Genomic DNA, 14,927 nt, shown 5'->3' with positions numbered 1-14,927 from the left:
CGGCTTGGAATCCCGCCCGGGACGGGGCGCGGCCGCTCAGTCAAGGATTTCGCCGGTGGCCATGTTGACGGCGGGCGCGTCCGCCTCCCGGCCGGCGGCGAGGGTGTCGTGGATGGCCCGGGCCAGGACGGGGCCTATCCCCCTGGCCTGTGCCAGTTCCTCCACCGTGGCGGCCCGGACCTTTTTCAGCGAGCCGAAATGGCCCAGGAGCGTCTTTTGCTTGGCGGCCCCCAGGCCCGGTACCGCGTCCAGCGCGGAGGCGGTCATGGCCTTGCCCCGCTTGGCCCGGTGGAAGGTGATGGCGAAGCGGTGGGCCTCGTCGCGGATGCGCTGGAGCAGGTACAGCCCTTCCGAGGAGCGGGGCAGGATGACCGGGAAGTCGCTGTCCGGCACCCACACCTCTTCCAGGCGCTTGGCCAGGCCCACCACGGCGACGTCGGTGATGCCCAGTTCGGCGAGGGCGCGGGACGCGGCGGCCACCTGGGGCACGCCGCCGTCGACCACCACGAGGTTGGGCGGGTAGACAAACTTGTTCCGGGCCGGCTCGCGCGCCGCGTCCGCCGCGGCGATGTCGCCGGAGGCCGGCGTGTTGCCGGCCCGCTCCTCCTGCTCCGCCAGGTAGTTGCGGAAGCGGCGGGTGATGACGTCATGCATCGAGGCGGTGTCGTCAACGGCCGCCTCGCCGGTGATGGCGAACTTGCGGTACTCGCCCTTTTTGGCCAGGCCATCCTCCACCACCACCATGGAGGCCACCACGTTGGTGCCCTGCACGTGCGAGATGTCGAAGCATTCGATCCGCAGCAGCGGCATGGGCAGGTCCAGCGCCTCCTGCAGTTCGGCCAGGGCCAGGGAGCGGGTGGTGAGGTCCCCCGCACGGCGGGATTTGTGCAGCACCATGGCCTGGCGGGCGTTTTGCCGGACCGTCTCCATCAGGGCGGCCTTTTCCCCCCGCTGGGGCACCTTGATCTCCACCCTGCCCCCGCGCAGGCCGCCCAGCCATTCCGCCAGGTCCAGATGGTTCGCGGGCAGTTCGGGCACCAGGATCTGGCGTGGAATGGCGTCCTGCTGCTGGTCCTCCGCGCCGTAGACCTGCTGCATGAGGTGTTCCCAGAGGTCGGCGTCGGTGGCGTCCTCGACCTTTTCCACCACCCAGCCGCGCTGCCCGCGGATCCGTCCGCCGCGGACATAAAACACCTGGACTGCCGCCTCCAGCTCGTCCTGTTCGACGGCGAAGATGTCCGCGTTGGTGTCTTCCGACAGCACCACCGCGTTGCGTTCAAACACCTTTCTGAGGGCGATGACGTCGTCGCGAAGCCGGGCGGCCTGCTCGTAGTCCAGTTCGGCGACGGCGGCGGCCATGTCCTTTTGCAGGCGTCCGATGAACCGCTTGGCCTCTCCGCCCATGAAGTCGCAGAAGTCCTGGGCCAGCGCGCGGTGGTCCGGCTCGCTGATGCGGCCCACGCAGGGGGCCGCGCACTTGTCGATGTAGCCGAGCAGGCACGGGCGGCCGCTGCGTTCGGCGCGCCGGAACACGCCCGGGCTGCAACTGCGCACGGGGAAGACGCGCAGCAGTGTGTCCATGGTTTCGCGGATGGCCCCGGCGGTGTAGGGGCCAAAGTATTTGGTGCCCTTGCGCCGCTCGCCGCGCATGACCTGCACGCGCGGGAACTTCTCCCCCATGGAGACGGCCAGGTACGGGTACGTCTTGTCGTCCCGGAAGGCGAGGTTGTACCGGGGGGAGAATTCCTTGATCCAGGTGTACTCCAGCTGCAGCGCTTCAAGCTCGCTGCCCACCGTGGTCCATTGGACGCTGGCCGCGTGGTGGACCATGGCGTGGGTCTTCGGCAGCAGGCCGGCGGGGTTGGCGAAGTAGGAGTTCAGGCGGGAGCGGAGGTTTTTTGCCTTGCCCACGTAGATGATGCGGCCGTGTTCGTCGCGGAAGCGGTAGACCCCGGGGTCCGTGGGGATTTCGCCGGGCTTGGGGCGGTACGATGCTGGGTCTGCCATGGTTATTCCGTGCTGGGGCTTTGGTTGTACTTGGCGCAGCGCTGCTGGCCGGTGAGCGCGGCGATGGCGTCCATGATGGTGTCCGTGACGGCGCGGCGGGCTGGCAGCGAGTGGTCCGGGCCCGTCTTGTCGAAGGACAGCGGGGCACCGAATTTCAGCATGAACGGCGCCGGCTTGACAGTGTTTTTGCCCGCTGGCTGCAGTTTCTCGGTGCCGATGATGCCCACGGGCACCACGGGCGCCCCGGTGGTCAGCGCCAGCCAGCCGACGCCGGTGCGGCCGCGGTACAGGATGCCGTCGCGGGAGCGTGTGCCTTCCGGGTAGATGCCCACGCCGTCGCCGCGGCCCAGGATGTCCAGCAGGGTCTTCAGGGCCTGCACGCTCGCGGCCTGCTCGCCGCGTTGCACCGGAATGGAGTGCACGGACTCGAAGAACTGCTTCATGAGCCGGCCCTTGATGCCCTTGCCGGTGAAGTATTCGGCCTTGGCGAAGAACGACACCGGCCGGGGCGTGAGCGCCTGGACGATCACGGAGTCAAAGAAGGACAGGTGGTTGGGGGCCACGATGAACGGCCCGTGCGCGGGGACGTTTTCCAGGCCCTCGACGGTGGGCCGGCACAGGCCGCCGATGGTGCCCCGGGTGAGGACGCGGGTGAGGTCATACAGTGGCACGGGCGCCCTCTCCGGCGGCTGTCGGCCCGCCGCCGAGGATCTCCAGGAGATCCTGCGTGGAATGCGCGACGCCGGCCACGCCCGCCGCCTCCAGCTCACCGTGCGGGGCGAACCCCCAGGCGACCCCGACGCAGGCCAGGCCGTTGGCCCGGGCCCCGACCACGTCCTGGTGCCGGTCGCCCACCATGACGGCCCGGGCCGGGCCGCCGAGGGCCTCGAGGGCCGAGGCGATGATTTCCGCCTTGCCGGCGCGGTAGCCGGGCTCTCCGGGCATGATGGATTCGTCGGCGTGGGATCCGCGGATGACGTCAAAGCACCGGTCCAGGCCGTGGTGGGCCAGAAGGGTGCGCGCCAGCGGCTCCGGCTTCTGGGTGGCAACGGCCAGCTGCACGCCGCGGGCGCGAAGGCCGGCCAGCAGCTCCCTGATTCCCGGGTAGACCCTGGACATGCCCATGCCGCGTGCGGTGTACCAGGTGCGGTACTCGGCAATGACGTCCGCCACCTGCGGCTCCGGCACGCCGAGGATGCCCACCAGTCCGTCGGCCAGCTTGGGTCCGACCATCCGGCCGAGCCTCTCCGGTCCGGGCACGGGCAGATTCATGGCGCGCAGGGCATGCTCGATCCCGCCGGTGATGCCGCCGGCCGGGTCGACGAGGGTGCCGTCGAGGTCGAAGAGGACCGCGTCGAAGAGGACAGCATCGACGAAGGCGGCGTCGACGGCTGCTGCGGGAACGGGGCCGGCATCAACAACGGCGGGTTCGGCTATGGTCACGTCCCTAGTTTCTCATGAGCCGCACGGCCCGCCGCACAAGCATGCCCCGCAGGGCATGAACGGGCGGCGGCGCGCCGCCTGCCGGCTTTCAGGGTGTCAGTACCTCGCGCAGGAACGTGGCCGTGTAGCTCTCGGTGCTCTTGGCCACCTTTTCCGGCGTGCCGGCCGCGACCAGCTGCCCGCCGCCCGTGCCGCCGTCCGGGCCCAGGTCCACGATCCAGTCGGCGCTCTTGATGACGTCCAGGTTGTGTTCGATCACGATGACGGTGTTGCCCTTGTCGACCAGGCCCTGCAGGACCAGCAGGAGCTTGCGGATGTCCTCAAAGTGCAGGCCCGTGGTGGGCTCGTCCAGCACGTAGATGCTGCGGCCGTTGGAGCGCTTTTGGAGTTCCGCGGCCAGTTTCACGCGCTGCGCCTCGCCGCCCGACAATGTGGTGGACGCCTGGCCCAGGCGCACGTAGCCCAGGCCGACGTCGACCAGCGTGCGCAGGTGCCGGGCGATGGGCGTGAACGCGGCGAAGAACTCGGCGCCTTCCTCGATCGGCATGTTCAGCACGTCGGCAATGGACTTGCCCTTGTAATGGACTTCGAGGGTCTCACGGTTGTAGCGCGCGCCGTGGCACACCTCGCAGGGCACATACACGTCGGGCAGGAAGTTCATTTCAATCTTCAGCGTGCCGTCGCCCGTGCATGCCTCGCAGCGGCCGCCCTTGACGTTGAAGGAGAAGCGGCCGGGCTGGTAGCCGCGGACCTTGGCCTCGTTGGTCTCGGCAAAGAGCTTGCGGATGTTGTCAAAGACGCCCGTGTAGGTGGCCGGGTTGGAGCGGGGAGTGCGCCCGATGGGGCTCTGGTCCACGTGCACCACCTTGTCCAGGTGCTCCAGCCCGTCCACGCGCAGGTGGCGCCCGGCCACCTGCTTGGCCCCGTTGAGTTTGTTGGCCAGGACCTTGTAGAGGATTTCGTTCACCAGCGTGGACTTGCCGGAGCCGCTGACGCCGGTGACGGCGGTCATGACGCCCAGCGGGAAGGCGACATCGAGGTTGCGGAGGTTGTTTTCCCGCGCGCCGATGACCTTCAGCTCGCGCTTCTTGTCGTACTTGCGGCGCTTGGCCGGCAGGGGGATGCTTCTGCGGCCCGAGAGGTAGTCGCCCGTGAGCGACTCGGTGTTCTTCAGGAGGTCCGCCACGGAACCGGAGTGCACCACCCGTCCGCCGTGTTCGCCCGCGCCGGGGCCGATGTCCACGATCCAGTCGGCCTCGTTGATGGTGTCCTCGTCGTGCTCGACCACGATGAGCGTGTTGCCCAGGTCCCGCAGCCGGGTGAGCGTCTCGATGAGCCGGCGGTTGTCGCGCTGATGCAGTCCGATGGACGGTTCGTCGAGCACATACAGCACGCCGACCAGGCCGGAGCCGATCTGGGTGGCCAGGCGGATGCGCTGGGCCTCTCCGCCGGACAGGGTTGCCGAGGCCCGCTCCAGGTTCAGGTACTCCAGGCCGACGTCGAGCAGGAACCTCAGCCGGGCCTGGATCTCCTTCAGGACCTGGCTGGCAATCTGTGCCTCGCGGCCGGTCAGCACCAGGTTGGAGAGGAACGCGAAGCAGTCCCGCATGGACAGGGCGCAGACCTCGGCGATGGACTTGCCGTTGATCAACACGGACAGCGACGCCGGGTTCAGGCGTGCCCCGCCGCAGGCCGGGCACGGGACCTGGCGCATGTATTCCTCATAGCGGTCGCGGGCGGAGTCCGACTCCGTCTCGAGGTGCTTGCGCTGGATGTATTGCACGGCGCCTTCAAAGCCCGTGCTGTACTTGCGTTCCCGGCCAAAGCGGTTCCGGTACTGCACCACCACCTTGTGGTCCTTCCCATACAGGATGGCCTGGCGGGATTGGGTGCTGAGCTTGTTCCAGGAGTCCTCGAGGGAGAAGCCGAGGTCGTCCGCCAGCCCCTCCAGGAGCCGGTTCCAGTATTCGGTGGTGGCGGTGCCCAGCGACCAGGGGGCGATGGCGCCGTCGCGCAGCGACAGGAACGGGTTGGGGACCACCAGGTCCTCGTCCACCTCCAGCTTGCTGCCGATGCCGCTGCACGCCGTGCAGGCGCCGAAGGGGTTGTTGAAGGAGAAGGAGCGCGGTTCGATCTCGTCGATGGCCAGGGGGTGCTCGTTGGGGCACGCAAGGTTCTCGGAGAACTGGCGCACGCGTCCGGCGTCGGATTCTTCCAGGTCCACCAGTTCGGCGAGGACACGCCCTTCGGCCAGGCCCAGGGCGGTCTCCACGGAGTCGGTGAGGCGCTGCTGGATGCCTTCCTTGACCACCAGGCGGTCCACCACCACCTCGATGGTGTGCTTGAACGTCTTCTTCAGCTTGGGCGGGTCGGACAGCTGGACCTGTTCGCCATCCACCTTGGCGCGGGAATAGCCTTTCGCCGTCAACTCGCGGAACAGGTCCACGAACTCCCCCTTGCGGTCCCGGACCACCGGGGCCAGCACCTGGAAGCGGGTGCCCTCCGGCATTTCCAGGAGCTGGTCCACAATCTGCTGGGGTGTCTGCTTGGCGATGGGCTCGCCGCACACGGGGCAGTGCGGGGTGCCCACGCGCGCCCACAGCAGACGCATGTAGTCATAAATTTCGGTGATCGTGCCGACGGTGGAGCGCGGGTTTTTCGACGTCGACTTTTGGTCGATGGACACCGCCGGGGAAAGCCCCTCAATGAAGTCGACGTCGGGCTTGTCCACCTGGCCCAGAAACTGCCGGGCATAGGCCGAGAGGGACTCCACGTAGCGGCGCTGGCCCTCCGCGAAAATGGTGTCAAAGGCCAGCGAGGACTTGCCCGAGCCGGAGAGGCCGGTGAAGACGATCATGGCGTCGCGCGGGAGGTCCAGGTCCACGTTGCGCAGGTTGTGCTCACGGGCTCCCTTCACGACCAGTCGGGAAAGGTCGGGGCGCTTGATTTCCGGGGTCACGGTGGCAGGTTGGTACATTGCTTCCTTTTGTTTTTCCGTCCGGCATTGAGAAAGAATGGCGGACACGGCGCTGCGGTGGCACCACCCACCAGTATAGTCGAATCTTCGTTCGAACAACGCCTCTCGAACAGCGTTTTCGAACACGTTTTCAGGCGGCCGGGCTACCGGGCCGCGCCGCGTTCCAGGGCCGCCCGGACAATGGCGAGAGCCTTGGGCCCCGGGATCCCGAGGTCACGGACGACGGCGGCGTAAGTCTCCGCGGCCTCCGCCGCCTGCGCCCCGATCACGTCCCCGCCGGACGCGATGGCAGTGCCGCTGCGCCCGGCCGTGGCCACGATCCCCGCCTGCTCCAGCTCGCGGTAGGAGCGGGCCACGGTGTTGGCCGCCACGCCCAGGGACGTGGCCAGCGACCGCACCGGGGGCAGCTGGGCGCCGACAGCCAGGGCGCCGGACGCCGCGAGGTCCAGGATGCGCAGCCTGACCTGTTCATACGGCGGGACGGAGGACCCGGTGTCCAGCTTCCACTTGCGCAGGATCACATCCATGGCGTTCACGCAGTGCCCACTTCCTCCACCAACGGATCGCCGAATTGTGACATGTAGAGATCGTAGTAGAAGGAACGCTGCTCCAGAAGTTGTTCGTGGGTGCCCTGCTCGATGATCCGGCCGTCGTTCATGACGAGGATCAGGTCCGCGTCGCGGATGGTGGAGAGCCGGTGGGCAATGACAAAGCTCGTCCGGTCCTGGCGCAGGCGGTTCATGGCCTGACGGATCAGCACCTCGGTGCGCGTGTCCACTGAACTGGTGGCCTCGTCCAGGATCAGGATGCCGGGGTTCGCGATCCACGCCCGCGCAATGGTCATCAGCTGGCGCTGCCCCTGGCTCAGCCCGCCGCCGTCGTCCGTCAGGACCGTGTCGTAGCCGGCGGGCAGCGAACGGACAAAGTGGTCCACGTGGGTGGCCTCCGCGGCCTGGACAATCTCGTCCTCGGTGGCGTCCAGCTTGCCGTATGCCAGGTTTTCGCGGATGGTGCCGCCAAAGAGCCAGGCGTCCTGGAGCACCATGCCGAACTTGCGCCGCAGCTCGTCGCGGGTCAGTTCGGCGGTGTTGACCCCGTCGATGCTGATACGGCCGGAATCGATCTCGTAAAAGCGCATGAGCAGGTTGACCAGCGTGGTCTTGCCGGCCCCGGTCGGGCCCACGATCGCCACGGTTTCCCCCGGTTCGGCCACGAGGGACAGGTCCTTGATGAGCGGCTCGTCCTCCTTGTAGCTAAAGTTGACGTTTTCAAAGCACACGCGGCCGCGGACGGCGGGCAGGGTGGCGGCCGGCACGTGGTCCGGACGTTGTTCCTGGGCGTCGACCAGCTCAAAGACGCGCTCGGCGGAGGCCACGCCGGACTGGAGCAGGTTGATCATGCTGCCGATCTGCGCCATGGGCTGGCTGAATTGGCGTGAGTACTGGATAAACGCCTGCACGCTGCCGATCGTGATGATCCCGGACGCCACCTGGATGCCGCCCAGGACGGCCACCACCACGTAGTTGAGGTTGGAGACAAAGTTCATGCTGGGCATGATGATGCCGGAGATGAACTGGGCCTTGGCACTGGATTCGTACAGCTCGTCGTTGGAGGCCCGGAACTTTTCGATGGCGGCGTCCTGCTGGCCGAAGGCCTTGACGATCTCGTGGCCGGTGAACATTTCCTCCACGTGGCCGTTGAGGTCCCCGGTGGATTTCCACTGTGCCATGAACTGCACGCGGGAACGCTTGGCGATGGTGACGGTGATGCCGGCGATGATGGGGACGGTGAGCAGTGAAATGCCGGCCAGCAGCGGGGAGATGGAAAACATCATGGCCAGCACGCCCACCACGGTCATGGCGGCGATGAGCAGCTGCGTCAGGGTCTGGTTCAGCGTCTGGGAAAAATTGTCGATGTCATTGGTGACCCGGGAGAGCACGTCGCCGCGGGATTCCTGCTGGAAGTGCGACATGGGCAGCCGGTCCAGCTTGTCCTCGATCTGCCGGCGCAGCCGGTACATGGCGCGCTGGACGATGCCCGTGGTGATGTACCCCTGGGACCAGTTGAAGAAGAAGGACGCAATGTAGAGCCCCAGGACGATCATCAGCACGGCAGCCAGCGCGTTCAGGTCAAGTCCCTGGCCCGGGACCACGTTCATGCCGGAAAGCATGTCCGCCAGCTGGCCCTGTCCGGCGGCGCGCAGCGCGGCCACGGCCTGAGCCTTGGTGGTGCCCTTCGGGAAGCGGTCCAACATCTGTCCCACGACGCCGTTGAAGATGATGTCGGTGGCATGGCCCAGGACCTTCGGGGCCACCACGGACAGGCCCACGGACACCGCGGCGAGCACCACCACTCCGGCCATGCGCAGCCGGTCCACGGCCAGCAGGCCCAGGATGCGCCTGAGACTCGGCCCGAAGGCCATGGGCTTTTGCGTCGGAGCCCCCCTGCCCGCGCCCCTCATCATGCTCATGCCGCGGTCTCCTTGTCTTCGTCGGTCAGCTGCGAGGTGACAATTTCCTGATACGTGGGGCAGCTTTCCAGCAGTTCCTCGTGGGTTCCCTGGCCGGCCAGCTTCCCCTCGTCCAGCACCAGGATGTTGTCGGCGTCGCGGATGGTGCCCACGCGCTGGGCCACCACCAGCACGGCGGCGTCGGTTGTGACGGGCTTGAGCGCGGCGCGCAGCTTCGCGTCGGTGGCGTAGTCCAGGGCGGAGAAGCTGTCGTCAAAAAGGTACAGCGACGGTTTGCTGACGACGGCGCGGGCAATGCACAGGCGCTGGCGCTGGCCGCCGGAAACGTTGGAGCCGCTTTGTTCTATGGGCGCGTCCAGGCCGCCGGGCATGTCCCTGACAAAGCCGGCGGCCTGGGCCACCTCGAGGGCCGCCCACAGCTCGTCGTCCGTGGCATCCGGCCTGCCCATGCGCAGGTTGCTCGCCACGGTGCCGCTGAACAGGTAGGCCCTTTGCGGGACCAGCCCGATGGCGCTGCGCAGCGACTGCAGCGTCACGGCGCGGATGTCGTGCCCGCCCAGGGCGATGCTGCCCCCGGTCGCGTCGAGCAGCCTGGGTATGAGGTTCACCAGCGTCGACTTGCCGCTGCCGGTGGAGCCGATGACCGCCGTCGTGGTGCCCGGTGCCGCGTCGAAGCTGATGCCGGACAACACGGGGTCCTGGGCCCCGGGGTACGTGAAGCTTGCGTCGCGGACGGAGAGCCGGCCGTCCAGCCGGGCCACGGGGAGCGAGTCCGCGCTGTCCACCACCGACGGCTCCGTGTCCAGGACCTCCTGGATGCGCTCCGCACTGACGGCGGCGCGCGGGATCATCATGAACATGAACATGGCCATCATGACGGACATGAGAATCTGCATGATGTAGCTCAGGAAGGCGGTCAGGGCGCCGATCTGCATGCTCCCGCTGTCGATCCGCTGGCCCCCGAACCACAGCACGCCCACGCTGGTGACGTTGACGACGAAGAAGATGGTGGGGAACATCAGGGAGAGCAGCCGGCCGGCACGCAGCTGCGAGGCCGTCAAGGCGCCGTTGGCGGCGTCGAAGCGTTCGGCCTCGTAGTCGCGCCGCACAAAGGCGCGGATGACGCTGATGCCGGTGATCTGCTCGCGCAGCACGCCGTTGATGTCGTCGAGCTGGTGCTGGACCTTGCGGAACGTCGGGACAAGGACGCGGACAATGAGACCGATCGCGACCACCAGGACCGGCAGGATCACCAGCAGCAGCCCGGACAGCGGCACGTCCTGCTTCATGGCCAGGATGATCCCGCCAATGCACATGATGGGGGCGGTGACCATCAGGGTGAAGGACATCAGTGTCAGCATCTGCACCTGCTGGACGTCGTTGGTGGTGCGGGTGATCAGTGACGGAGCGCCGATGACCCCAACCTCCTGGGCGGAGAAGGTCTCGACCTTGTTGAACAGGTCCCGGCGGACCTGCCGGCCCACGCCCATGGCCAGCCGGGCGCTGAGGAACGTGGCCACAATGGCGCAGACGACCTGTCCGGCGGTGATCAGCAGCATCCAGCCGCCCAGGCTGAAGATGATGCCGATGTTGCCCTTGACCACGCCGTCGTCAATGATGTCCGCGTTAAGCGTCGGCAGGTACAGGGTGCCCAGCGTGGAGAGGAACTGCAGCACCACCACGGAGATGAGCGGGACCTTGTGCGGCGCCAAATTTCGGGCGATCAAGCGGTACAGCACGTTTCCTCCTCGTGGCACCGGGCCGGGGGCGCAGGTGCGTCATCATGATAAAAACTACTCCTGCACCGTGGGCGTTGTCAGGGGAGTTTTCTCTGGGCTGATTTTCCAACCACGGCTGTTTCCGGCGTGCTGCCCGGTCGCTATCCGTAGAGTTCGAACGCGACCCTGCCGCCGGCCGTCACCATCTCCACCTGCCGGCGGGCCTGGGACTCCGCCGGGTCTGGGCCGAGCGCCTTGAGGTATTCGGCGTGCTCGGCCAGGGATGCCACGGCGCGTTCAATGCTGCGTTCGCTGACCGGCTGGGCATGGGTGGGGTGGGGCGAGCTGATGGCCACCCGGCGCACCTTGTGCCGGGCCAGGCCCGCTTCGAGCAGTTCCGGGAAGATCCACTCGTTGTCCGCGTCGGAGACGGCGTCAAGCACGCTGCGGCCCACGGCGCGGTGGTCGGCGCTGTTCCAGCGGCCCGGGCCCCATTCGTCCCGGTGGTTGAGGGTGAGCACCAGGTCCGGCCGCACCTGGCGGATGTGCCCGGCAATCTCGCGGCGCAGCTGCAGGCCCTCCTGGACCCGGCCGTCCGGGTGGTCCAGGAACGCCAGGCTGGCGACGCCCACCCGGAGGCACGCGTCTTGCTGCTCCCGCACGCGCAAGGGACCGGACTGTTCCGGCGGCAGGCCCGCGATGCCCGCCTCGCCGCGGGTGGCCAGCAGGTAGTGGACCTCCTTGCCGCCCTCCGTCCATTCCGCCACGGCCGCGGCCATGCCGTATTCCGGGTCGTCGGGGTGGGCAACCACCACCAGTGCCCTCTGCCAGTCCTGCGGGAACGGCTCCAAGTCAACCATCCTGTGTCCCTTTCATTGTGTGCTCCCACTCATTGCTTTTGGCCCACCATGAAGATGCGGCGGAAGGGGTACAGGGTGCCGAAGTCTCCGGCCGGGTAGGCCTCGTCCAGCAGGGCCGAATACTCCGCCTCAAACTCCCGCCCGTCCCGCCCGCCGAGGGCCTGGAGCACGGGCCGCAGCCCGGTGCCCCGGACCCATTCCAGCACGGGGCGGCTGCCCGGCAGCAGCTGGCTGTAGGTCGTTTCCCACACGTCCGCTCGGGCGCCGCCGCGCAACAGGAGCTCGTGGTACTGCCCGGGTTCCCACACGGCGTCCTGGTGCCGCAGTGCACCGTCAAGCTGCTTGCGCCAGCGTGGGGACTGCGCCACCTGGCGCATCAGCGTGTGGGACGGCGAACCGAAGTTGCCCGGCACCTGCACCGCCAGCCACGCGCCTTCCGGCAACCCGCGCAGCCACCCGGACATGAGCTCCTGATGGCCGGGAACCCATTGCAGCGCCGCGTTGGACACCACCACGTCGGTGTCCTGCCCCGGCACCCAGCCGCGGATGTCCGCCAGCTCGAAGGCGAGGTTCCCCGGAAGGCGCGTGCCGGCGTCGTCCGGGGTTCCGCGCGCGCCCTCCGCGCCGGCGCCCCGGGCCGCAGCCACCATGTCCGGGGAGCTGTCCAGGCCCTGCACCCGCGCGCCGGGCCAGCGCCGGGCCAGGGTGGCCGTCAGGTTGCCCGGACCGCAGCCCAGGTCCACGACGCGGCGCGGCGCGGACGCCGTGATGCGGGCGGTGAGGTCGAAGAACGGGCGGTTGCGAAAGTCGCCGAACTCCACGTATTTGGCCGGATCCCAGCCCAGCCGCTTTGTTCCCATGGCGTTATCCTGCCACAGCCCCCGCCCGTAGACTGGGGAGACCATGAACCTTCTTGATCAGCTCTCCGGCCTTGACCCGCAAACCTCCAGCGACGACGACGTGCTGGAGGCCTTTTTGGAGTGGACCACGGACCGCGGGCTGGAACTCTACCCGGCCCAGGAGGACGCCGCGATCGAGCTGGTCAGCGGCAACAACGTGATCCTGTCCACCCCGACGGGATCCGGCAAGTCCATGGTGGCCATTGCCGCGCACTTCAACGCCATGGCGCGCGGCGCCGCCAGTTATTACACCGCCCCGATCAAGGCGCTCGTCTCGGAGAAGTTCTTTGCCCTGTGCGAGATCTTCGGCGCCGCCAACGTGGGCATGGTCACGGGCGACTCCTCCGTGAACCAGGACGCGCCGATCATCTGCTGCACGGCGGAAATCCTGGCGAACATCGCCCTGCGCGAGGGTGAAAACGCGGACGCGGGCGTTGTCATCATGGACGAGTTCCACTACTACTCCGACCCCCAGCGGGGCTGGGCGTGGCAGGTGCCACTGCTGGAACTGCCGCAGTCGCAGTTCCTCCTCATGAGCGCGACCCTGGGCGACGTCACGCGCTTTGAACGGGAGCTCACGGAGTTGACCAACCGCACCACCACCACGGTCTCCTCCGCCGAGCGCCCCATCCCGCTGCACTATTACTACGTCACCACCGGCGTCCACGAGTCCCTCGAGGAACTGCTCGCCACCAAGCAGGTCCCCGTCTACGTGGTCCACTTCAGCCAGGCCGAGGCCATCGACCGGGCCCAAAATCTCATGAGCATCAACGTCTGCACGCGGGAGGAGAAGGACAGGATCGGCGAGCTGATCGCCGGCTTCCGCTTTTCCGCCGGCTTCGGCAAGACTCTCAACCGGCTGGTGCGCCACGGAATCGGCGTCCACCACGCGGGCATGCTGCCCAAGTACCGCCGCCTCGTCGAACAGCTGGCGCAGGCCGGCCTGCTGAAGGTCATTTGCGGCACCGACACGCTGGGCGTGGGCATCAACGTGCCCATCCGCACCGTCCTCATGACGGCGTTGAGCAAGTATGACGGCGTGCGTACCCGCGTCCTGCAGGTCCGTGAATTCCAGCAAATCGCCGGACGTGCCGGGCGGGCGGGCTACGACACCGCCGGAACCGTGATGGTGCAGGCGCCGGAGCACGTCATTGAAAACACCAAGGCCATGGCCAAGGCGCTGGCGAAGTTTGGCGACGACGCCAAGAAGCTGCGCCAGGTGGTCAAGAAGAAGCCGCAGCAGGGCTTTGTCAGCTGGGGCGAGCCCACGTTCACCCGGCTCAGCGAATCCGTTCCTGAGCCGCTGACCTCCAGCTTCACCGTCACGCACGCCATGCTGCTGAACCTGCTGGAACGTCCAGGGGACCCGTTCCAGGCGGCGCGGAAGCTGCTGACCGGGAACCACGAGTCCCCCGCCGCGCAGCGCAGGCTGATCCGCAAGGCCCTGGGCATCTACCGCGAGCTGCTCGGGGCCGGCATTGTGGAGCGCATCCCGGAGAATGAGCTGGAGGCCGACGGCCGCACCGTCCGGCTGACCACCCACCTGCAGCTGAACTTTGCCTTGAACCAGCCGCTCTCCCCCTTCGCCCTGGCAGCCCTGGACCTCTTGGATCCCGAGTCCCCCAGCTACGCCCTGGACGTCCTGTCCGTCATAGAGTCCACGCTGGAAAAGCCGCGGCAGATCCTCAGCGCGCAGCTCAAGCGCGAGCGGACCGAGAAGGTCGCCGCCATGAAAGCCGAGGGCATCGAGTATGACGAGCGCATGGCGATCCTCGACGAGGTCACGTACCCCATGCCGCTGGCCGAGATGCTGTTCGCCGCCTTCGAGGTCTACCGCAAGGCCGCCCCGTGGGTGGGCGACTTTGAGCTGAGCCCGAAATCGATTATCCGCGACCTCTACGAGCGCGCCATGAATTTTGGCGAATACGTCCAGTACTACTCGCTGGCCCGCTCCGAGGGGATCGTGCTGCGGTACCTGACCGACGCCTACAAGGCGCTGCGCCAGACAGTCCCCCGGGACGCGCTCCGCGAAGACCTCGAGGACATCATCTCGTGGCTGGGCGAGCTGGTCCGCCAGGTCGATTCCAGCCTGTTGGACGAATGGGAGAAGATGACCAGCGGCGAGGTGGAGGAGCTGGCCCCCGAGCCTGCCGTCCCTCCCGCCCCGCCGAGGCTCACGGACAACCACCGCGCCTTCCGTGTCATGGTGCGCAACGAGATGTTCCGCCGCGTGGAGCTGGCCGCGGACGACGACTTTGAGGCGCTGGGCGCCCTCGACGGCGACCACGGCTGGGACGCGGACCGCTGGGCGGACGCCCTGGACACGTACTGGGACGAACACGATTACATCGACGCCGGCCCGTCCGCGCGCGGTCCGGCCCTGCTGCACATCACCGAGGGCCCGGAGCAGTGGACGGTCCGGCAGGTGCTGGCGGACCCGGAAGGCAACCACGACTGGTCCATGACGGGCACGGTGGACCTGAAGGCATCCAATGAGGCGGGCGCCGCCGTCGTCCGGCTGGAGGACTTCAGCCGCATGTAGCCGGACGACGC

10 protein-coding genes are annotated in these 14,927 nt (G+C 67.7%); 1 reads left to right on the top strand and 9 read right to left on the bottom strand.

What is annotated here, in order from left to right:
- Positions 1-36: 36 nt before the first annotated feature.
- The 9 genes from uvrC to DMB86_RS10965 all read right to left on the bottom strand — a co-directional run bounded on the left by uvrC (position 37) and on the right by DMB86_RS10965 (position 12,335).
- Positions 37-2,007, bottom strand: a complete 1,971-nt coding sequence (uvrC, locus tag DMB86_RS11005) for an excinuclease ABC subunit UvrC (RefSeq protein WP_113717855.1) — start codon at positions 2,005-2,007, stop codon at positions 37-39.
- Positions 2,008-2,009: 2 nt separating this feature from the next.
- The gene (locus tag DMB86_RS11000; RefSeq protein WP_113717854.1) at positions 2,010-2,678 is read right to left on the bottom strand and encodes a lysophospholipid acyltransferase family protein; all 669 of its coding nucleotides are present in this window, start codon (positions 2,676-2,678) and stop codon (positions 2,010-2,012) included.
- Positions 2,665-3,450 (bottom strand): HAD hydrolase-like protein, encoded by a 786-nt coding sequence (locus DMB86_RS10995; protein ID WP_227878322.1) that lies wholly within the window; start codon positions 3,448-3,450, stop codon positions 2,665-2,667. The genes DMB86_RS11000 and DMB86_RS10995 overlap by 14 nt, the downstream gene beginning before the upstream one ends.
- Positions 3,451-3,538: 88 nt before the next feature.
- Entirely contained in the window at positions 3,539-6,427 is a 2,889-nt protein-coding gene (gene uvrA, locus DMB86_RS10990) for an excinuclease ABC subunit UvrA (RefSeq protein WP_113717853.1), read from the bottom strand.
- A gap of 143 nt (positions 6,428-6,570) precedes the next feature.
- A complete protein-coding gene (locus DMB86_RS10985; RefSeq protein WP_113719499.1) occupies positions 6,571-6,954 on the bottom strand; it encodes a GntR family transcriptional regulator in 384 nt (127 codons plus the stop codon).
- 5 nt (positions 6,955-6,959) lie between these two features.
- The gene (locus DMB86_RS10980; protein ID WP_171814449.1) at positions 6,960-8,897 is read right to left on the bottom strand and encodes an ABC transporter ATP-binding protein; all 1,938 of its coding nucleotides are present in this window, start codon (positions 8,895-8,897) and stop codon (positions 6,960-6,962) included.
- Positions 8,894-10,636 carry an ABC transporter ATP-binding protein gene (locus tag DMB86_RS10975; protein ID WP_113717851.1) on the bottom strand — a complete coding sequence of 581 codons (1,743 nt, stop codon included), beginning with the start codon at positions 10,634-10,636 and terminating at the stop codon, positions 8,894-8,896. The genes DMB86_RS10980 and DMB86_RS10975 overlap by 4 nt, the downstream gene beginning before the upstream one ends.
- Before the next feature lie 140 nt (positions 10,637-10,776).
- Positions 10,777-11,475: a PIG-L deacetylase family protein gene (locus DMB86_RS10970; RefSeq protein WP_227878321.1), complete on the bottom strand. Its 699-nt coding sequence runs from the start codon at positions 11,473-11,475 to the stop codon at positions 10,777-10,779.
- 29 nt (positions 11,476-11,504) lie between these two features.
- Positions 11,505-12,335: a trans-aconitate 2-methyltransferase gene (locus tag DMB86_RS10965; protein ID WP_113717850.1), complete on the bottom strand. Its 831-nt coding sequence runs from the start codon at positions 12,333-12,335 to the stop codon at positions 11,505-11,507.
- A 43-nt stretch (positions 12,336-12,378) separates the two neighbouring features.
- On the opposite strand from DMB86_RS10965, the gene DMB86_RS10960 reads away from it, so the two are divergent.
- Positions 12,379-14,916 carry a DEAD/DEAH box helicase gene (locus DMB86_RS10960; protein ID WP_113717848.1) on the top strand — a complete coding sequence of 846 codons (2,538 nt, stop codon included), beginning with the start codon at positions 12,379-12,381 and terminating at the stop codon, positions 14,914-14,916.
- The last annotated feature ends 11 nt before the right edge of the window (positions 14,917-14,927 follow it).

Origin of the sequence: Arthrobacter dokdonellae (genome assembly GCF_003268655.1) — a bacterium.
GTDB classification, from domain to species: Bacteria; Actinomycetota; Actinomycetes; order Actinomycetales; family Micrococcaceae; genus Specibacter; species Specibacter dokdonellae.
This window is presented reverse-complemented; position numbering and strand designations above follow the sequence as displayed.

Bases quoted from the DNA above. Each gene is read 5' to 3' on its own strand.
- uvrC (WP_113717855.1), bottom strand. From the start codon at position 2,007: ATGGCAGACCCAGCATCGTACCGCCCCAAGCCCGGCGAAATCCCCACG.
- uvrA (WP_113717853.1), bottom strand. From the start codon at position 6,427: ATGTACCAACCTGCCACCGTGACCCCGGAAATCAAGCGCCCCGACCTT.
- DMB86_RS10985 (WP_113719499.1), bottom strand. From the start codon at position 6,954: ATGGATGTGATCCTGCGCAAGTGGAAGCTGGACACCGGGTCCTCCGTC.
- DMB86_RS10980 (WP_171814449.1), bottom strand. From the start codon at position 8,897: ATGAGCATGATGAGGGGCGCGGGCAGGGGGGCTCCGACGCAAAAGCCC.
- DMB86_RS10970 (WP_227878321.1), bottom strand. From the start codon at position 11,475: ATGGTTGACTTGGAGCCGTTCCCGCAGGACTGGCAGAGGGCACTGGTG.
- DMB86_RS10965 (WP_113717850.1), bottom strand. From the start codon at position 12,335: ATGGGAACAAAGCGGCTGGGCTGGGATCCGGCCAAATACGTGGAGTTC.
- DMB86_RS10960 (WP_113717848.1), top strand. From the start codon at position 12,379: ATGAACCTTCTTGATCAGCTCTCCGGCCTTGACCCGCAAACCTCCAGC.